Source organism: Leisingera daeponensis DSM 23529, assembly GCF_000473145.1.
Taxonomy (GTDB): Bacteria; Pseudomonadota; Alphaproteobacteria; order Rhodobacterales; family Rhodobacteraceae; genus Leisingera; species Leisingera daeponensis.
On sequence record NZ_KI421500.1, the window covers coordinates 300559 to 317980 of the forward strand.

General features: G+C 65.5%; 20 protein-coding genes. 16 read left to right on the plus strand and 4 right to left on the minus strand.

Translation table 11 applies throughout. The features are described 5' to 3' along the window. Positions 1 to 127 precede the first annotated feature (127 nt). The 11 genes from rpoD to ribD all read left to right on the plus strand — a co-directional run bounded on the left by rpoD (position 128) and on the right by ribD (position 7570). A complete protein-coding gene (gene rpoD, locus DAEP_RS0101815; RefSeq protein ID WP_008554298.1) occupies positions 128 to 2116 on the plus strand; it encodes an RNA polymerase sigma factor RpoD in 1989 nt (662 codons plus the stop codon). A 46-nt stretch (positions 2117 to 2162) separates the two neighbouring features. Further along, positions 2163 to 2522, plus strand: a complete 360-nt coding sequence (locus tag DAEP_RS0101820) for a hypothetical protein (protein ID WP_154665019.1) — start codon at positions 2163 to 2165, stop codon at positions 2520 to 2522. Between the two features lie 9 nt (positions 2523 to 2531). Continuing rightward, entirely contained in the window at positions 2532 to 2963 is a 432-nt protein-coding gene (locus DAEP_RS0101825; RefSeq protein ID WP_027243475.1) for a thiol-disulfide oxidoreductase DCC family protein, read from the plus strand. After that, on the plus strand, positions 2960 to 3505 hold the full coding sequence (locus DAEP_RS0101830; RefSeq protein WP_027243476.1) for a DUF4166 domain-containing protein: 546 nt from the start codon (positions 2960 to 2962) through the stop codon (positions 3503 to 3505). Before DAEP_RS0101825 ends, DAEP_RS0101830 begins: the two co-directional genes overlap by 4 nt. A gap of 84 nt (positions 3506 to 3589) precedes the next feature. After that, positions 3590 to 3886, plus strand: a complete 297-nt coding sequence (locus DAEP_RS0101835; protein ID WP_027243477.1) for a hypothetical protein — start codon at positions 3590 to 3592, stop codon at positions 3884 to 3886. A gap of 106 nt (positions 3887 to 3992) precedes the next feature. Next, positions 3993 to 4394, plus strand: a complete 402-nt coding sequence (locus DAEP_RS0101840; protein WP_036760933.1) for a hypothetical protein — start codon at positions 3993 to 3995, stop codon at positions 4392 to 4394. A 127-nt stretch (positions 4395 to 4521) separates the two neighbouring features. Further along, a complete protein-coding gene (locus tag DAEP_RS0101845; protein ID WP_027243479.1) occupies positions 4522 to 4932 on the plus strand; it encodes a hypothetical protein in 411 nt (136 codons plus the stop codon). A gap of 47 nt (positions 4933 to 4979) precedes the next feature. Then, the gene (locus DAEP_RS0101850; RefSeq protein ID WP_036760936.1) at positions 4980 to 5405 is read left to right on the plus strand and encodes a hypothetical protein; all 426 of its coding nucleotides are present in this window, start codon (positions 4980 to 4982) and stop codon (positions 5403 to 5405) included. 60 nt (positions 5406 to 5465) lie between these two features. Further along, positions 5466 to 5882, plus strand: a complete 417-nt coding sequence (locus DAEP_RS0101855) for a secondary thiamine-phosphate synthase enzyme YjbQ (RefSeq protein ID WP_027243480.1) — start codon at positions 5466 to 5468, stop codon at positions 5880 to 5882. A gap of 123 nt (positions 5883 to 6005) precedes the next feature. Next, entirely contained in the window at positions 6006 to 6473 is a 468-nt protein-coding gene (gene nrdR, locus DAEP_RS0101860) for a transcriptional regulator NrdR (RefSeq protein ID WP_008554741.1), read from the plus strand. Then, positions 6473 to 7570: a bifunctional diaminohydroxyphosphoribosylaminopyrimidine deaminase/5-amino-6-(5-phosphoribosylamino)uracil reductase RibD gene (gene ribD / locus DAEP_RS0101865; RefSeq protein WP_084204389.1), complete on the plus strand. Its 1098-nt coding sequence runs from the start codon at positions 6473 to 6475 to the stop codon at positions 7568 to 7570. Before nrdR ends, ribD begins: the two co-directional genes overlap by 1 nt. Before the next feature lie 188 nt (positions 7571 to 7758). On the opposite strand, the gene DAEP_RS0101870 is transcribed toward ribD, so the two are convergent. The 3 genes from DAEP_RS0101870 to DAEP_RS0101880 form a co-directional block, all read right to left on the minus strand. Then, positions 7759 to 9771 carry a capsular polysaccharide biosynthesis protein gene (locus tag DAEP_RS0101870; RefSeq protein WP_027243482.1) on the minus strand — a complete coding sequence of 671 codons (2013 nt, stop codon included), beginning with the start codon at positions 9769 to 9771 and terminating at the stop codon, positions 7759 to 7761. A gap of 6 nt (positions 9772 to 9777) precedes the next feature. After that, the gene (locus DAEP_RS0101875; RefSeq protein ID WP_027243483.1) at positions 9778 to 10914 is read right to left on the minus strand and encodes a polysaccharide biosynthesis/export family protein; all 1137 of its coding nucleotides are present in this window, start codon (positions 10912 to 10914) and stop codon (positions 9778 to 9780) included. A 95-nt stretch (positions 10915 to 11009) separates the two neighbouring features. Then, positions 11010 to 12302, minus strand: a complete 1293-nt coding sequence (locus DAEP_RS0101880) for a capsule biosynthesis protein (RefSeq protein WP_027243484.1) — start codon at positions 12300 to 12302, stop codon at positions 11010 to 11012. A 164-nt stretch (positions 12303 to 12466) separates the two neighbouring features. Between DAEP_RS0101880 and DAEP_RS0101885 the strand changes: the two genes are divergently transcribed. Further along, complete coding sequence (locus DAEP_RS0101885; RefSeq protein ID WP_027243485.1) at positions 12467 to 13054, plus strand: riboflavin synthase; 588 nt, start codon at positions 12467 to 12469, stop codon at positions 13052 to 13054. 164 nt (positions 13055 to 13218) lie between these two features. On the opposite strand, the gene DAEP_RS0101890 is transcribed toward DAEP_RS0101885, so the two are convergent. After that, positions 13219 to 14271, minus strand: a complete 1053-nt coding sequence (locus tag DAEP_RS0101890; protein ID WP_027243486.1) for a proline racemase family protein — start codon at positions 14269 to 14271, stop codon at positions 13219 to 13221. Between the two features lie 195 nt (positions 14272 to 14466). Between DAEP_RS0101890 and ribB the strand changes: the two genes are divergently transcribed. The 4 genes from ribB to DAEP_RS0101910 all read left to right on the plus strand — a co-directional run bounded on the left by ribB (position 14467) and on the right by DAEP_RS0101910 (position 17128). Beyond that, positions 14467 to 15594 carry a 3,4-dihydroxy-2-butanone-4-phosphate synthase gene (gene ribB, locus DAEP_RS0101895; RefSeq protein WP_008553589.1) on the plus strand — a complete coding sequence of 376 codons (1128 nt, stop codon included), beginning with the start codon at positions 14467 to 14469 and terminating at the stop codon, positions 15592 to 15594. A 1-nt stretch (position 15595) separates the two neighbouring features. After that, the gene (locus DAEP_RS0101900) at positions 15596 to 16147 is read left to right on the plus strand and encodes a 6,7-dimethyl-8-ribityllumazine synthase (RefSeq protein ID WP_008556683.1); all 552 of its coding nucleotides are present in this window, start codon (positions 15596 to 15598) and stop codon (positions 16145 to 16147) included. Continuing rightward, positions 16144 to 16626, plus strand: coding sequence for a transcription antitermination factor NusB (gene nusB / locus DAEP_RS0101905; protein ID WP_008555352.1), 483 nt, complete (start codon positions 16144 to 16146; stop codon positions 16624 to 16626). Before DAEP_RS0101900 ends, nusB begins: the two co-directional genes overlap by 4 nt. Before the next feature lie 172 nt (positions 16627 to 16798). Next, positions 16799 to 17128 carry a hypothetical protein gene (locus DAEP_RS0101910; protein ID WP_008555818.1) on the plus strand — a complete coding sequence of 110 codons (330 nt, stop codon included), beginning with the start codon at positions 16799 to 16801 and terminating at the stop codon, positions 17126 to 17128. Positions 17129 to 17422: the final 294 nt, after the last annotated feature.

Here is a 17422-nt window from a genome sequence, read left to right on the forward strand (position 1 = left end):
GAGGTGATTCTGCGTTTTGCTAAGGAAGAGCACAGGAAAATTGGGTAAACGGGGTGACGAATCGGAAGATCGCGCACATGATTCGCGTGATTCGAACTGCCCCGCAGCCCCTGAGTAGGAGCAATGAATGGCCGCCAAAGACACCGACGACCGCAAACCTGACGATCAGGACGCCGAAATCTCCCTTGATATGAGCCAGGCTCAGGTCAAGAAGATGATCGCGGAAGCCCGCGAAAAAGGCTACATCACCTACGATCAGCTCAATCAGGTTCTGCCGCCGGATCAGGTCAGCTCGGAACAGATCGAAGACGTGATGTCGATGCTCAGCGAAATGGGCATCAACATCATCGAGGACGAAGAGGCCGAGGAAGAAGAGAACAAGGGCGCCACCGACCTTGTGACCACCGAAGGCCCGCGCGAGGTTGCGCTGGCAGGCGCCCAGACCGAGAAGCTGGACCGCACCGACGACCCGGTGCGCATGTACTTGCGTGAAATGGGCTCGGTCGAACTGCTGAGCCGCGAGGGCGAGATCGCCATTGCCAAACGCATCGAGGCCGGCCGCAACACGATGATTGCGGGCCTGTGCGAAAGCCCGCTGACCTTCCAGGCGATCACCATCTGGCACGACGAACTTCTGTCCGAGGATATTCTCCTGCGCGACGTCATCGACCTGGAGGCCACCTTCGGCAACCAGCTGGACGAGGACGGCGAGGACGCGGCCCCGGTGGTCGATCCTTCGGCGGTGCAGGCCGCGGCCAAGCCGTCCAGGGAGGAAGGCCCGGAGTTGGACGCCGACGGCAACCCGATCTCCGCCGACGACGACGAGGACGAGGACGATCAGGCCAACATGTCGCTGGCCGCGATGGAGGCTGCGCTCAAGGACCGGGTGCTGACCACGCTGGAGCGGATCTCCACCGACTTCGCCGAGCTGAGCGAAATGCAGGACAGCCGGATTTCGGCCACTCTGAACGAGGACGGCTCCTTCAGCGAGCAGGATGAGGTGCGCTACCAGTCGCTGCGTTCTGAAATCGTTGAACTGGTGAACGGGCTGCACCTGCACAACAACCGTATCGAGGCGCTGATCGACCAGCTTTACGGCATCAACCGCCGCGTCATGCAGATTGACAGCTCGATGGTGAAGCTGGCCGACCAGGCCCGCATCAACCGCCGCGAGTTCGTTGACGCCTACCGCGGCCGCGAGCTGGACCCGAACTGGCTGTCGGAAATGGGCGAAAAGCCTGGCCGCGGCTGGCAGATGTTCATTGAGCGCTCCACCGACAAGGTTGAGGAGCTGCGCTCCGACATGGCCCAGGTGGGTCAGTATGTCGGTCTGGACATCTCTGAATTCCGCCGCATCGTGCAGCAGGTTCAGAAGGGCGAGAAAGAAGCCCGCCAAGCCAAGAAGGAAATGGTCGAGGCCAACCTGCGCCTGGTGATCTCCATCGCCAAGAAATACACCAACCGCGGCCTGCAGTTCCTGGACCTGATCCAGGAGGGCAACATCGGCCTGATGAAGGCGGTCGACAAGTTCGAATACCGCCGCGGCTACAAGTTCTCGACCTATGCGACGTGGTGGATCCGCCAGGCGATCACCCGCTCGATTGCCGACCAGGCCCGCACCATCCGGATCCCGGTCCACATGATCGAGACCATCAACAAGCTGGTCCGCACTGGCCGCCAGATGCTGCACGAGATCGGCCGCGAGCCGACTCCGGAGGAGCTGGCCGACAAGCTGCAGATGCCGCTGGAGAAGGTCCGCAAGGTGATGAAGATCGCCAAGGAGCCGATCTCTCTCGAAACCCCGATCGGGGACGAGGAAGATTCGCAGCTGGGCGATTTCATCGAGGACAAGAATGCCGTGCTGCCGCTCGACAGCGCCATTCAGGAGAACCTCAAGGAAACCACCACCCGGGTGCTGGCGTCCCTGACGCCGCGCGAGGAACGGGTCCTGCGGATGCGGTTCGGCATCGGTATGAACACCGACCACACCCTTGAGGAAGTCGGCCAGCAGTTCAGCGTGACCCGCGAACGGATCCGCCAGATCGAGGCGAAGGCGCTCAGGAAGCTGAAGCACCCCAGCCGCTCGCGCAAGCTGCGCAGCTTCCTGGATCAGTAAATTGAAAGGCGCCCGGCGGGGCGCCTTTTTCATTAGCGAGGGATCTATGGCGACGAATGAATACTGGGCAAACCGGATTTTCTCTGAATACGTCAAGCTGCGGCAATCAAGTGCTAAGGTTTTTGTTACATACGGAGACCTGGCTGAACTGATTGGGCGACAGGGAGAGCAAAGATTGTTGGGTACTCCTTTGGATCTGGTGCGGGCGATTTGTGAGCACGCAAACCTTCCCGACATCGCAACTGTTGTCGTGGACCAGAAAAGCTTGAAGACCGGAGAAATCAGGCCATCGCCGAAAGCTTTGGAAAAGTATGGTGGGTGGCCCGGCCTGAGAGCCGAGCAGGGGCGTGTCTTGGCGTTTGATTGGGCTGCGGTCGATGTCGAAAAAGTAATTGGCTGTCAGTGAAGGCGCACGGTGGGGCACCCTTGGCTAGAAAACAGAAACCTCATCGTCTTCGACGGCGAATGCGTGCTGTGCTCTGGCTTCTTCCGCTTCATGCTGCGCCATGACCGGGAAGGCCGGTTCTCCTTCGCCACCGCGCAGTCGCCGCTGGGGCAGCAGTTGTACCGCGCTCACGGGTTGCCAACAGATGAGTTCGAGACCAACCTGGTAATCGTCGATGGCCGCTCCCATCAGAGGCTCGATGCTTTTGCTGCGGCGATGCGGGCGCTGCCCTGGCCGTGGCCGGTGCTGTCGGTCTGCCGGTTCTTGCCGGGATGGCTCAAGGACCCGCTCTATTTCAGCGTCGCCCGCAACCGCTACCGGCTGTTCGGCCGCTATGACCGCTGCATGATCCCCAGCCCGGAGGTCCGCGCCCGCTTTGCGGCCGGGGGCTTTGGCGCATGAAGGACGCTTTTGGCGAAATCATCGCAGCGCAACGGCTGGAGGTGCCGCCCGCCCTGCTGCGGTTCCACGCGCAGCCGCCGGCGCGCAGCCAGGGCGTTGTAACGGTTGAGGGCGGCAACCGCTGGGCGCGGCTGCTCGCCGGTCTGGCAGGGTTTCCGCCGCCGATGCCCCGCACCCGCTTCCGGCTGGACGTCGCCCAGCAGGGCAGGGGCCACGTGTGGCAGCGCAGTTTCGGCAAGTACCAGACCCGCTCGCGCCTGCGGTTTGATCCGCATAAAGGGCAGGCCGTGGAGCGCTTCGGGCCGGTGGAGCTGGAGCTGGCGGCCTCGGTCCAGCAAGGCGCGCTGGTGGTGACGGTCGAGAAGGCGCGGCTGTTCGGCCTGCCGCTGCCCCGCGCCCTCTGCCCGCAAAGCGCGTCGATGGAGTATGAGACGCCGGAAGGGCATCTGGGGTTTGACATCTCCGCCAGCCTGCCGCGGATCGGCCTGCTGGTGCGCTACAGCGGCCACATCGTGCTTCCGGAGCTGGACGTCAGGCGTTAACCATTTGGTAACCCTGGCGTTGTCCCGCACGGCGGCGGCGCGTAACATCGCAGGCATCGCCATAGGTCTTCCGGGGGGAAGAAGATGTCTGAACACGCCGATATGAATGAGGCGCTTGCCGCGCTGACGGACAAGCTCCGCTCGTTGAACGATCTTGTGACGGCCAACCAGTTCATGGTCGAGGCACTGGCGCGGCAGGGCCGCATCCTGCAGCAGCAGGATGCCAGCAGTTCCAGGGCGATGCTGCGGCGCCAGGCCCGGGCCAGGTTCCACCCGGAAACCGGAACAACGCCCGACGCGGCCGTGCTGGCCGTCCTGGAAGAGATTCTGGGGCGCCAGCAGGAAAGCGCGGAGATCATTCCCTTTCCGGTGCGCGCCTGAAATCAGCCTGCACACATCTGCGAGAGCAAGCGGCCCAGTCCGCAACCTGCGCTTGGAGACCTTCTCCCCAATCTCTATGCTGAAAGAAGCAGAGGGATCATTCCGGATGAGAAACTTCATTTACGCGCTTGGCCTGGCCTGTCTCGGCGCGGTTCCTGCGGTCGCAGAGCCCTTCCTCGCCAACCGGGGCGTGCGGGTGCTGCCGGTCGATGAAATCATTTACGAAGTTGTGCCGGGCAGGTCCGGCGGCACCTGGGATTACTGGTGCGCCGCCGCCCAGTATGCCCGCCGGGAGCTGGGGGCAAATTGGACCGACCGTTTCTATGTGGTGCGCGGACGGGACATGAGCGTGACCACCGGCCGCCGCTCATCGGTGCAGTTCACACTGTACCCGGAACGGGCGGGCATCACGCCAAAGATCGGCTGGCTGTCGCTTGGTTTCCGCCCCGGCGAGAGCATGTCTGTGCAGCAAGGGCACGGCTACTGCGCGCAGGCGTCTGCGCTGTAACCGGTGCCGCAGGCCCGGGCGCGCACGGCAGTGTGACTGGCTTGTGTTCCAGATCTTTCTACCCTTGAGGGGGAGCCGCCCGGCCGCCTGGCCAGGCGGGCAACCTTCAGACCGGAGGGAAGATCACATGAAACCAGCAACCGCCGCCACGGTCCTTGCCGCGTCCTTGATACTGGCGCTCCCGGACGTTTCCGCCGCCAACGCCAGCCGCCATAGCATCCGTGTTAACCCGGTGTCCGATGGCGTGTTCGAGGTCATTGCCCGCAGCGGCAGCGGCTATCTGTTCTGGTGCGGCGCTGCGGATCACGTGCAGCGCGTGCTGCGGCGGCCCTGGAACACCAGCCTGTATATTTACCGCGGCCTTGGCCCCAGCGAAACCACGGGGCGCCGTTCCGCGGTCCAGTTCACGCTGGACCCGAATTTGGCGGCTGCCGCACCGGCGGGCGGATACGGGTCTGTTAACAGCCTGCAAGCTGGTGATACAATGAGTGTGCTTAGGGCCCATGAATACTGCTTCGTGCCGTTTGGGCGGCCCTGAAACCAGATTGATCCGCGGCCGCCGCGGCGGCGGGAAAGGGGATGGAAATGAGCTGTAAAAAACTGTGGCTGCCAGGGCTGCTGGCTTTGGTTCTGGCCATTCCGGTGCCCGCTTCCGCTTGGCGGGCGATCAACCGGAACGAGGTGCTGCCGGTCTCCGAAGGTGTTTGGGAAGTGGTGGCCCGGAGCCGGTCCGGCCCCCAGGACTACTGGTGCAGCATCGCTGACTTCGCCATCCGCCAGCTGCGCGCACCGGTGAACCAGCGGATTTACGTCTGGCGCGGCGAGGGGCCTTCGGTCAACCGGCCGGGCCGCAAGGCGGTGCAATTTGCCTTTGGCCTGCCGCCGGGGGTGCCTGACCGCTCTGGCAGCCTGTCGCTGAACGTGCGGCAGGCGGGCGACAGCCTGCGGGTGACGGCGGCGCAGACCTATTGCTATGACCGGCTGCCCGGGCGCGAGCCTTGGCTGCCATAACCGCTGCCTTGGCACGGCGCCACAGTTGCCTGCCGGTCCGGTTTGCGCCAGAACTGCCTCATGCATCATGAATTCACCATTCCGACGCGGGGGCAGGGCCTTTACGAGTTTACTGCCGCAGTACAGTCCTGGGTGTCCGGCAGCGGCGTGCGGGACGGCCTGCTGACGCTGTTTGTCCGCCACACCTCCTGCTCGCTGCTGATCCAGGAAAACGCCGACCCGGAGGTGCAGACAGACTTGCGGGCGTTCTTCGCCCGGCTGGTGCCGCCTTCGAACCATCCGTCGATGTCTTATCTGCGCCACACCTATGAAGGCCCGGACGACATGCCTGCCCATATCAAGGCGGCCCTGATGCCGGTGAGCCTGACCATCCCTGTGGCGGGCGGCGCGCCGGTTCTGGGGACCTGGCAAGGGCTCTACCTGTTCGAGCATCGCGACGCGCCGCACCAGCGCCGGGTGGCGTCGTATCTGGCGTGACCCTCTTTATCTAGCGGCGGGAAATCACCTCTACCCAAATTCTGGAGGGTAGCCTATAGTTGTGGATAACCGGGCCGATCCCGGCACTAATAATCAGACTGACAGGATTGAGGAAGCAGGCGGATGCGCTGCCCATTTTGCGGAAATATCGACACTCAGGTCAAGGATTCACGCCCCGCCGAAGATCATGTTTCGATCCGCAGGCGCCGGTTCTGCCCCGCCTGCGGCGGCCGGTTCACCACCTACGAGCGGGTGCAGCTGCGCGATCTGGTGGTGATCAAGTCCAACGGCAAACGCGAGGATTTCGACCGCGACAAGCTGGAGCGCTCGATCCGCATTTCGATGCAGAAGCGCCCGATTGAGCCGGAACGCATCGACCAGATGATCTCAGGCATCGTGCGGCGGCTGGAAAGCATGGGCGAGACCGATATTCCTTCCAAGAAAATCGGCGAGATCGTGATGGAGGCGCTGGCCCGGATCGACACCGTGGCCTATGTGCGCTTTGCCAGTGTTTACAAGAACTTCCAGGCGGCAGATGATTTCGAGGATTTTGTCCACGAGCTGCGCCCGCCGGCGGCCCCGGAAGAATAATGGACACAGATCACCGTTACATGGCGCTGGCGCTGTCCCTTGGGCGGCGCGGGCAGGGCAATTGCTGGCCGAATCCGGCTGTGGGCTGCGTCATCGTGCAGGGCCGCCGCATCGTGGGGCGCGGCTGGACCAAGCCAGGCGGCCGTCCGCATGCGGAAACCGAGGCGCTGGCGCAGGCCGGTGAGGCTGCCCGCGGCGCCACCGCCTATGTCACGCTGGAACCTTGCGCCCATCAGGGCGCAACGCCGCCTTGTGCACAGGCGCTGATCAAGGCCGGGGTGGCGCGGGTTGTCGCTGCGATCGGGGACAGCGATCCGCGGGTCTCCGGCCAGGGCATCCGGATGCTGCGGGACGCGGGCATCCGGGTGGACACGGGCGTCTGGGGCGCCCAGGCGGCACGCGATCATGCCGGGTTCTTCCTGAAGACCGAACAGGGCCGTCCGCTGGTGACGCTGAAGCTGGCCAGCAGTTTCGATGGCCGCATTGCCACCGGATCGGGGAAGAGCAAATGGATCACCGGGCCGGAGGCGCGACGCGCCGTGCATGCGATGCGCGCGCGCCACGATGCGGTGATGGTCGGCGGCGGCACTGCGCGGGCGGATGATCCCTCGCTGACGGTGCGCGATCTGGGGGTGGAGCGGCAGCCGGTGCGGGTGGTGATCTCCCGCCACCTGGACCTGCCGCTGATGGGCCAGCTGGCCCGCACGGCCAAGAAGGTGCCGGTCTGGCTCTGCCACGGCCATGGTGCGGATCAGGAGCGTATTCAGGCCTGGGAAGGGCTGGGGGCCAAGCTGATTCCCTGCGCCTCACACGGGGTGCAGCTGGACGCAGTGGACGTTCTGCAGCAGCTGGGACAGGCCGGGCTGACCCGTGTGTTCTGCGAGGGCGGAAGCGCCTTGGCAGCCTCTCTCCTGGCCTTTGATCTGGTGGATGAGCTGATTGGTTTCACCGCAGGTCTGGGGATCGGCGCCGAGGGGCTGCCTTCGATCGGAGCCCTGGGCATTGGCCGGCTGGAGGAAGCGCCCCGGTTCGAGCTGGTCGAAACCCGCCCCCTCGGCGGCGACATCCTGCACCGCTGGACCCGCGCGCTGCGCTGACCCTTTATGATCTTAACCTGACAGGCGGACTCTCCCGCCCGTCGCCGGAGCAGGGTCTTGCTCCGCTCCCGTTGGGCGTGGCCCGGCGCCCTGCACCGGGCCACACCCAAGGCCGCCAAGGAGGCGCTGGCAGGAGCCAGGGCGTCCTGCGGGCGCAGGAGCTCTGCTTGTGCAGTGCGTTGCCGGGGTCAGCGCCACATATGGGCGTAGGTCGCAAACAGTCCCTGCAGCTTGGACAGCAGGCGGTTGTCAACTCCCGGATGCGGCAGGCGGCCCTCGCGCAGGCGCAGCACCGCAACTTCCGGCGGGCAAGGCTGGCCCGTCACCGGGTCGAAATAGCGCGGATAGTCGATCAGCGCCGCATGGGCGAGGCCCAAGAGCGGCACCTTTGCCGTCCGCCAGGGCGGCACGGGCGCCAGATCTGCAGTCAGCCCCCAGCCGGCATAAAACGGCGTGCCCAGCGTTGTCACCTTAACCCCCCGCAGCAGCGCCTCGAACCCCAGGAGCGAGGTCATCGTCCATACCTCCTGCACGTTCTCCAGCAGGGCCATGGGGTCCGCCTGCGCGGCAACAATGTCCGCCAGCCCCTCGGCATTCACCTGGCCTTTGCGCAATCCGGCCTCCACATCCGGGTGCGGCTTGTAGATGATCACCGCCTCCGGGTTGGCGTCCCGCGCGGCGCGCAAAAGCTCCAGGTTGGTCCGCACCTGCCCGGCGCCGCACAGGATCGAAGCATCGTCCTCCACCTGACCCGGCACCAGAATCCGGTGGCCCTCCGGCAGCGCCGGCACGCCGCCGCCCAGGTTGTATTTCGACACGCCGTCCCGGACCAGCGACTGCACTAGGCGCTCCGCCCGCAGCGCCTCCGCTTGGGTCATGTCTACCCGGCGCGCTATCAGCGTATCCAGGCCGGAGGGCGTGCGCGGATCATAGTAGATCCCGCTCCGGTCGGTCACCAGCGACAGCGGCGGCACCAGCTCCGCGCCCAGTCCGCGCGACCGGAGGAACCCGTCCTCCACCCGCACCGCGCCTTTATGAGCATCCGTTGCCCTGCCGGACCAGACCATCCAGCTGCGGCCGCCGGCCTGTGCCTTGGCCGGGTCTTCGGTGAACAGCACCTTCTTTTCTGCGCCAAAGAACTGTTGCAGCGGCTTGCGTTTCCACATCCGCATGCCGGAGGCGGCCCAGCCCCGGCGGTCCTGCCGCCAGGCGCGGGTTTTTGCCTCCAGGTTGTCCAGCACCGTTTCCAGCTCGCACAGCTCATCCCGGAACGGGTCGTACCATTTCGGGTAGAGGATCATCGCGGCCGCAAACAGCTGCGCCCGTGTCAGCCGCCGCTGCCGCCGTGCGGGCGGCGCGTCGTCCGCGCTCAGCCCCCAGCCCGCATAAAACGGCTGGCCGAAGACCCGCGGCTTGTGGCCTGCCAGGATCGCCTCGAACCCCAGCTGTGAGGAAACGGTGTAGACCCCGACCGCGCCCTCAAGCAGCGCCCAGGGCGACACGCTGCCGGTGAACAGCTCGACCCGCGCCTGTGCGTCCCCGGCGCCGTAATAGCCCGCCCGGTAGCCGTGCAGAGTCTCGGGATGGGTCTTGATCAGCACCCGCGCACCGGGGTGCTCCTCCTGGGCAAAGGCCAGCATCTCCAGAAACCGCGCGCGGTCCGCGCGCGACGCGGTGACGGAGGCATCGTCCCGCGCCTGGTCCGCTACCAGCACATAGCCCGGCTCCGGCACCGGATCTTCGGGATCAAAGGCGTTGTATTTACTAAGATGCGCGGCCTTGAGCCGCGCAACCGCATCGCGCGCCCGGCGCATCAGGTGCGCGTCATCCAGCGGGTGGCTGGCCAGAAGCTGCTCCAGATCCGATGGCACGCCAGCGTCGAAATGCACTCCGGCCCCGTCCAGCAGCAGCCCCGCAGGCGGCTCCCCGGCGCGGCCGGGATGGACCGAGCGCAAGAAGGCATCCTCGACCCGCAGCAGCCCGCAGCCGCGCTTTTGCGCCACCGCCTGCCCGCGGTGCGCCGTGGGGGAGGCACCCCAGATGCCGACGAGGTCCTCGGGCTGCGGCAGCCCCAGCCGGATATCGTAGCCGCACAATTGCAAAATCCGCCGTACCCGGCGCTGGGTGAGAAAGCCGCCGTTGTAAACAAAAAGCCGGGACGCAGCGCTCCCGGCTTTGTGCTGGCCTGCGGTCAGGCTCATGCTGTCTTAGCTGCCGTCCAGCGCGGTCGAAACGCTCGACAGGGATCCCACCGGCGTCACCAGCAGCGAGATGGTCTTGGTCCACTGCGCATACGGCGCTTCGGTGACATAGAGCGTGTCATCGTCGCGGATCACGAAGTCGCGGGCCACAAACAGGCCGTTCGGCTGGGTCAGGTTCAGAACATAGACCATGCGCTGCGCGCCGATCAGATCGTCGCGGCCCAGCACCTGGTTGGCGATTTCCGCTGGCTCGTTGCGCAGCACGAACACCCCAGTCGGGTCCGAGGCCGTGGAGATCAGGCCGCCAACCTGGGCAATGGCCTCCAGTGCGGACAGATCCTGGCTTTCAAACGGCACCCGCGCCTGGGCGGAGGTTGCGCCAAGGGCGGTGAAGGAACGGGTGTCCTCCTCCACCAGAATGCGGTCGCCGCCGCGCAGGGCGACATCCAGCTGCGGGTTGTCGAACAGGTCCTGGAACCAGATCTTGCCCTTTTCATGGCCGCGGATCACGGTGACCTGGGCAATCTCCGGCTGGATCGTCACACCGCCGGCCTTGGCCAGCATGGAGGACAGCGTGCGGGTCGGGCGTTCGATCGGATAGACACCTTGCGCGCCGACAGAGCCGGTGAGGCTGACCGTCGCCCCATCGCCCGCCAGGCGGCGCACCTGCACCTGCGGATCCGGGGTCTGGTCTTCCAGCTTCCGGGTGATGGCCTCGCGCAGCTGATCCGGCGTGCTGCCGGAGGCCCGCAGGCGGCCCGCATAGGGCACAAAGATATAGCCGGCGCTGTCGACCTGCACCTCTTCCAGCACGGTGGCATTGGTGGCCTCGGCGGCCAGCAGCCCGTCATCGACGTTTTCCCAGACCGTCAGTCCCAGCACATCGCCGGGGCGGATGGTGTCAGAGGTCAGCGGCCCCGCCGAGGTGAACCCGGAGGAGAACCCCAGGGCAGGCACCACCGCCGTGGCGCGGGCCACCCGGTCGTTGACGGAGACGATAAAGGCATCGCCTTCCCGCTGCACGGACCCGGCGAAGATCTGGCGCTTGTTGGGGCCGACTTTGGGCAGGCCGCAGGAGGCGGCCAGCGTCAAGGCTGCCAGCAAGGCTACCGGACGCGCCCAGCGAAGGGGAACGGATTTCACTGCTCGGTCTCCTCGACCAATTATTGTTTGCCTCAAGTTTTACCGGCAACCTAACCGGGCAGCAGGGAAAAATCCAGTCTTAGGGTCAATCTGCGTCAGGTCACCAGGCGCAACTGTTGCCGCGGTGCCGCTGTGCCCAGGCGCAGCGCGTCATAGGGATCTTCCTCCGCCAGCATCATATCCGCCACCTGGCGCAGCAGCTGGCGGCGCCCGTTGCTCGAATAATATCCTCCGGGCACCTGCGAGGTCTCCAGCAGAAAGCGGCGGTAATCTTTGTAGGCGCGGCTGTCAGGGCGGCTGGCGGCGGCAAAGAATTCCGCCAGCGGCTGCTCCGAGACGAACTCGGGCTTGCCATAGACCGCGCGGCCGAACACCCGCAGCGGGATGCCGCGCCACAGCACCTGCTGGCCGGCGGTGGAATTGACGGTCACCGCTGTGCGCGCCTCGTTCAGCAGCTGCGCCAGCTTGCCGCCGCGCACGTAATGCACCCGGCCGGCGATGCCGTGCTCCCGCGCAAGCCGCCGCAGGGTGCGGCGCACCTGGGCGCGGCCATCCTCCAGCGGGTGCGCCTTGATCACCAGGTGGTGGTGGCGCGGGGCGCCTGCGGCGAAGCCGCCGATCACCTCCGCCAGGAATTCGCCCATGCTGCTGAACGGGGAATGCATCTGGAACGAGCTGTCATGCTCCAGCTGCAGCAGCGCAAGGTGATAGGGAAAGCCGCCGCCGCGGATGCGCTGCTCCGCCAGCCGCCGTTCCAGCGCCTGCACGGGCATCAGCAGCAAGCGCTTGAGGTAAAGCTGGAATTCCTTGGTCACAGGCAGCGCCCGGTGCGGGCGGAAATGGCGGTACTTGCGGTTCAGGAACATGACGAACCAGTGGTACAACGCGCCATAAAAAACATGCTGGCGCATGTCGCCCCAATGCGCTGGCGGCAGCGGCGTCTCCATGTCCGACAGCGCCAGCGCCTCCTGCATCTGGGGCACGGTCATGTCCATCAGCCGCGAATGCCCATTGGCGCCGCCGCGCTCATAGGTCACCCAGTAGGGACGCAAATAGCCTTCCTCAAACACATGCACGGTCAGCCCGCGCTGCCGGGCTGCAGCCACTGCGGCGGCGTGAACGGGACGGGTGTCGCCATAAAGCACAACGTCGGTGACGCCGCGGCTGTCGAGCAGCCCGGCCAGCACCTCGGGCCACTCCCGTTGCGGGCCGGTGAACGGGATATAGCTCTCTCTGCCGCGCCAGAAGGCTTGATCGCCCGCATTGAACCCCACCCGCGCCACCTCGCAGCCCGCCGCCTGCAGCATTTTTCCGAGCGCTGCAAAGAACGGCCCGTGCGGGCCTTGCAGGAACAGAAAGCTCCGGTTTGGTGCAGGGTGCTGCGGCATCACAGGGGGCATAACTCGAAAGACAAAGGCAAGGATCGGATAATATTTGAGTGCGGCGAAACTAAGGCTTCCGCGGGGGGGATGGCAAGCCGGGGCTTGTGAAGACCGCACGGCTTGGCTACCTCTGCCGCAGGATAGACATTGCACCGGCGGGGAGCGCACCCATGTTCACAGGCATCATCACTGACGTTGGCACCATCGCCGAACTGGAGCAGCAGGGCGACCTGCGGGCGCGGATCCGCACCGGCTACGACACCGCCACCATCGACATCGGCGCCTCGATCGCCTCCGATGGCGTTTGCCTGACGGTGGTGGCGCTGGGCGACGACTGGTACGACGTGCAGGTCTCGGCGGAGACCGTCTCCAAGACCAACCTCGGCTCCTGGACCGTGGGCAAGCGGGTGAACCTGGAGCGCGCGCTGAAAGTGGGCGACGAACTGGGCGGCCATATCGTGTCCGGCCATGTGGACGGCGTCGCCGGTGTGGTGGCCATGACGGACGAGGGCGACAGCACCCGCGTCACCCTGCGCGCGCCTGAGGCGCTGGCCCGCTTCATCGCCCCCAAGGGCTCGGTGGCGCTCAACGGCACCTCGCTGACGGTGAATGACGTGGATGGCTGCGATTTCGGCATCAACTTTATCCCGCACACCAAGGAGGTCACAACCTGGGGTGATGTGAAGCTGGGGGACCAGATCAACCTGGAAATCGACACCCTGGCCCGCTACGTCGCCCGGCTGCACGACGCCGGATAAGGGCCACGGTCTTTCATCTTTCCCGAAATACTCCCGGGTGAGGCCGCCAGGCCGAGGGGCAGCGCCCCTCAGGCGCCGGAAAGCAAAGCGCTCCCGCCCCTTTGGCCTGCATCCCGGATGCCGTCAAAAGCGTTGGGCCGCGCGCGCCACCAAGGCGGCGCGCCTCACCACATGTCGCCGACGGTGTAGCCCGCCGGAAACGGATCGCTGGGGTCCAGCGTGTACTGGCTCAGCCCGTAGATCCAGCCTTGCCCCGACAGCGTTGGCACAATCGCTTTGTAGGGCCCAACCTGGGTTTCCTCCACGATCCGCCCGGTGAAGGTGGTGCCCAGCGGCCCGGCGTTCACATAGTCCCGGCCTAGCCCCAACAGCCCGCGCGCGTGCAGTACCGCCATCTTGGCGCAGGTGCCGGTGCCGCAGGGCGAGCGGTCGAGGATGCCGCTGGCGTCCTGCGGACGGTTTGGATCGAACGGGCCGGTCGAAAGGGTGACCGCTCCGCGCCCATGGGTTCCTTCCGCCACCGGCGCACCCCAGAGGTTGGTGATGGTCGGGCCGGTAATTCCGGGATTGTCCGGATGCACCACCGGGAGCTGCTCGGCGGCGGCGTGGCGGATCGCCTCTGACACGCGAACGATCTCCGCACCGTTGTCCGCGTCCAGCGCAACGCCCAGCCGCCCGGCTTCGGCCAGCACAAAGAACATGCCGCCCCAGGCCACATCCACGGTGACGGTGCCCAGCCCCGCCACTTCCACATTCGCATCCAGATGCACGGCAAACGCCGGCACGTTCCGGAACTCTACCCGTGTCACCTTGCCATCGCGGCACGCGGCCCGCACCCGGATCAGCCCGGCCGGCGCCTCCAGGGTCAGCTCCGTCACCGGCTCCGTCATCGGCACGATTCCGGTCTCCAGCAGCACCGTCACCACGCAGATGGTGTTGGAGCCGGACATCGGCGGGTATTCGGTCTGCTCGAAAATGATGAAGCCCGCATCGGCCTCCGGGTGGCAGGGCGGCACGATGGCATTGCCGCACAGGCCGGGGTTGCCGCGCGGCTCGCGCAGCATCGAGAGGCGGATCTCGTCATGGTTGGCGGCCATGTCCTGCATCTTCTCAAACACCGAATTGCCCCGCAGCAGCGGCATGCCGCCGGTGATCACCCGGCCCGGCTCGCCCTCGGCATGAGCTTCGACGGCCTGCAATATGCGGGATGCGCGCATGTCCGGTCCTCCCATCCATCTGGCCTGGCGGATCCGGAATTGGATCCAAAGCCAGTTGTGCACGGCTGCACAGGCCGCGTCCAGACCCCCTGGTGCCGTTTGCGGGACTGGCATTTGCCGCCGGCCTGGGCTATCTGGCTGGGAAAGAACCCGCAGTGCCAGGCGTGCTGCCCATGCACATCGAAAGGCTGCCATATGAGCTTTGAAAAACCGGGGCCGGTTGAGGCGCAACTGCGCGATGCGATCAGCCCGATTGAAGAGATCATTGAAGAGGCCCGCCAGGGCCGCATGTTCATCCTGGTTGACCATGAGGACCGCGAGAACGAAGGCGACCTGGTGATCCCGGCGCAGCACGCCGATGCCGCCGCGATCAATTTCATGGCCACCCATGGCCGCGGCCTGATCTGCCTGACCCTGCCGGCTGAGCGGATCGAGGAGCTGGGCCTGCCGATGATGGCGCTGCACAACTCCTCCCGCCATGAGACCGCCTTCACCGTCTCCATCGAGGCGCGCGAGGGGGTCTCCACCGGCATCTCCGCCGCTGACCGGGCGCTGACCGTGGCCACCGCCATCGACCCGCAGAAAACCTCCGCCGATATTGCAACGCCGGGCCATGTGTTTCCGCTGCGCGCGCGCCGGGGCGGGGTGCTGGTCCGTGCGGGCCATACTGAGGCCGGCTGCGACGTGGCGCGGCTGGCGGGCCATTACCCGGCGTCGGTGATCTGCGAGATCATGAGGGAAGACGGCACCATGGCACGCCTCCCGGATCTGGTCGAATACGCCGGGAAACACGGGCTGAAGATCGGCACCATTTCCGACCTGATCACCTACCGCGCGCGCAATGACAACCTGGTGGTGGAAACCTCGCGCGAGACCGTGACCTCGGAATTCGGCGGCGAGTGGGAAATGCGGCTGTTCACCGACCAGACCCACGGCATCGAGCATGTGGTGATGATCAAGGGGGACATCACCACGCCGGAGCCGGTGCTGGTGCGCACCCATGCGCTGCATGAGGCGACGGACATCCTGGGTCTCGGCCCCAAGTCGGCCCGCCAGCTGCCCCGCGCGATGGAGATCATCGCCGAAGAGGGCCGCGGCGTTGTGACCCTGTTCCGCCAGCCGCGCAACGCGCTCTATGCCAACGAGGACGAAGGCCCGCGCACGGTGACCATCAAGCAGACCGGCATCGGCGCCCAGATCCTGTCGGGCCTGGGCCTGCACGAGCTGGTCCTGCTGACCGACTCGCCCTCCACCAAATACGTCGGGCTGGACGCCTATGGCCTGTCCATCACCGGCAGCCGCCCCATTCTGAAGGACGCTTGATATGGCCGGACATGAAACACATTACACCCTGCCGCGCGCAGAGTTCGACAAGCCCGTGAAGCTGCTGATCGTTGTCGCGCCCTACTACAAGGATATCGCCGACAATCTGGTCGCCGGCGCCGCAGCTGAGATCGAAGCCGCAGGCGGCACGTTTGAAATCGTCGAAGTGCCCGGCGCGCTGGAAGTGCCGACCGCAATTGCCATTGCCGACCGCAGCTCGAACTTCGATGGCTATGTGGCGCTGGGCTGCGTGATCCGCGGCGAAACCACCCACTATGACACGGTCTGCAACGACAGCTCCCGCGCGATCCAGCTGATGGGCCTGCAGGGCCTGTGCATCGGGAACGGCATCCTGACCGTGGAAAACCGCAAACAGGCCGAAGTGCGCGCCGATACCGCCGACCAGAACAAAGGCGGCGGCGCGGCGGCTGCGGCCTTGCATCTGATCGCACTCACGCGTAAGTGGGGCGCCCAGACCAAAGGCATTGGCTTCAAGGCACCCGCAGGGGCCTACCAGGTTGCCGGTACAGACAACGGATCCACCAGCGCATGAGCACCCAGGACAGCCGCCCCAAGGGCAATGGCAAGAATCAGATGAGATCAGCAGCGCGGCTTTACGCGCTGCAGGCGCTGTTCCAGATGGAACAGAGCGGCCAGACCTTTGACCAGGTCATCGTCGAGTTCGAGGACCACCGGTTTGGCGCTGTCTATGAAGGTGACGAAATGGCGGAAGGCGATACCAAGGTCTTCCGCAAGCTGGTGCGCGAGGCGGTGAACTATCAGGCGCGCATCGACCAGATGACCGACCGCGCCCTGGTGGCGAAATGGCCGATTGCCCGCATCGACCCGACGCTGCGGGCGCTGTTCCGCGCGGCGGGGGCTGAGCTGACCCAGTCCGACACCCCGCCCAAAGTGGTGATCAACGAATTTGTTGACATTGCCCGCGCCTTCTTCCCAGAAGGCAAGGAGCCGAAGTTCGTCAATGCCGTCCTGGACCACATGGCGCGGGAGGCCAGGCCGGACGCGTTCTAAGACCGGCCGGCACTGGATTATGAGGATAAAAAGGCGCGCCGCAGGGCGCGCTTTTTTGCTTCAGCAGCTGGTGCTGCGCAAAGAGTGCGACAAATTCCGCTCATTCTGCCCGGAACCGCTGGACGGCGCTGCAAAGGCTGATAACCTCTTCAGGCTTATCTGGAGGACTCAGATGCCTGAACTGGTGAAAATGTATATCCGCAATGTTGTGATTGGCTTCGCAATTGCCGCCGCCTTTGTCGCGGTGCTGCTGTGGTTCAACGTGATGAACCTCTGGTCGCTGGTCACAGCCTCGGATGCAGGGCTGCTGGCGGTGTTCCTGCTCTGGTTCATGCATGGCATCGTCTTTGCCGGGGTGCAGTTCGCCTGGGCCGTGATGGCGATGGCTGAGAAAGACGGCGGCCCCCGCCGCGGCACGCCGGTGGTGAATGCGTTTCAGCCGGTGAAAGTGCCCGCCGAACAGCCGTCCCAGGCACAGCGCCAGCTGCGCGCCCGCCGCTGATCCGCAGAATAACGGACATCCGGACCGCGCTTTCCTGACGGAGGGCGCGGTTTTCTTTTGCGGAGGGGGGAGAAGCGGCGGGACCACCAGTCAACCGTGCGGCTTTGATTCCCGAGGACCTGTATATACAGGTGGGCGCCAGGTAAACGGACCAGGATCCGCACAGAGCCAGCTCCCTCGGAATTGCTTAAGGCCACCGGAATGCTGCCTGTCACGAGAAGGGCAGAACCCGCCAAGGACTTAACTAAGCTGCCCGGCCTCTTGTTACAAGGGGAACGCAGAACCGGCGTTCAT

Excerpts from the sequence above, each read along its gene's own strand:
- rpoD (WP_008554298.1), top strand. The coding sequence starts at position 128 with ATGGCCGCCAAAGACACCGACGACCGCAAACCTGACGATCAGGACGCC.
- DAEP_RS0101820 (WP_154665019.1), top strand. The coding sequence starts at position 2,163 with ATGGCGACGAATGAATACTGGGCAAACCGGATTTTCTCTGAATACGTC.
- DAEP_RS0101830 (WP_027243476.1), top strand. The coding sequence starts at position 2,960 with ATGAAGGACGCTTTTGGCGAAATCATCGCAGCGCAACGGCTGGAGGTG.
- DAEP_RS0101835 (WP_027243477.1), top strand. The coding sequence starts at position 3,590 with ATGTCTGAACACGCCGATATGAATGAGGCGCTTGCCGCGCTGACGGAC.
- DAEP_RS0101840 (WP_036760933.1), top strand. The coding sequence starts at position 3,993 with ATGAGAAACTTCATTTACGCGCTTGGCCTGGCCTGTCTCGGCGCGGTT.
- DAEP_RS0101845 (WP_027243479.1), top strand. The coding sequence starts at position 4,522 with ATGAAACCAGCAACCGCCGCCACGGTCCTTGCCGCGTCCTTGATACTG.
- DAEP_RS0101850 (WP_036760936.1), top strand. The coding sequence starts at position 4,980 with ATGAGCTGTAAAAAACTGTGGCTGCCAGGGCTGCTGGCTTTGGTTCTG.
- DAEP_RS0101855 (WP_027243480.1), top strand. The coding sequence starts at position 5,466 with ATGCATCATGAATTCACCATTCCGACGCGGGGGCAGGGCCTTTACGAG.
- nrdR (WP_008554741.1), top strand. The coding sequence starts at position 6,006 with ATGCGCTGCCCATTTTGCGGAAATATCGACACTCAGGTCAAGGATTCA.
- ribD (WP_084204389.1), top strand. The coding sequence starts at position 6,473 with ATGGACACAGATCACCGTTACATGGCGCTGGCGCTGTCCCTTGGGCGG.
- DAEP_RS0101870 (WP_027243482.1), bottom strand. The coding sequence starts at position 9,771 with ATGAGCCTGACCGCAGGCCAGCACAAAGCCGGGAGCGCTGCGTCCCGG.
- DAEP_RS0101880 (WP_027243484.1), bottom strand. The coding sequence starts at position 12,302 with ATGCCGCAGCACCCTGCACCAAACCGGAGCTTTCTGTTCCTGCAAGGC.
- DAEP_RS0101885 (WP_027243485.1), top strand. The coding sequence starts at position 12,467 with ATGTTCACAGGCATCATCACTGACGTTGGCACCATCGCCGAACTGGAG.
- DAEP_RS0101890 (WP_027243486.1), bottom strand. The coding sequence starts at position 14,271 with ATGCGCGCATCCCGCATATTGCAGGCCGTCGAAGCTCATGCCGAGGGC.
- ribB (WP_008553589.1), top strand. The coding sequence starts at position 14,467 with ATGAGCTTTGAAAAACCGGGGCCGGTTGAGGCGCAACTGCGCGATGCG.
- DAEP_RS0101900 (WP_008556683.1), top strand. The coding sequence starts at position 15,596 with ATGGCCGGACATGAAACACATTACACCCTGCCGCGCGCAGAGTTCGAC.
- nusB (WP_008555352.1), top strand. The coding sequence starts at position 16,144 with ATGAGCACCCAGGACAGCCGCCCCAAGGGCAATGGCAAGAATCAGATG.
- DAEP_RS0101910 (WP_008555818.1), top strand. The coding sequence starts at position 16,799 with ATGCCTGAACTGGTGAAAATGTATATCCGCAATGTTGTGATTGGCTTC.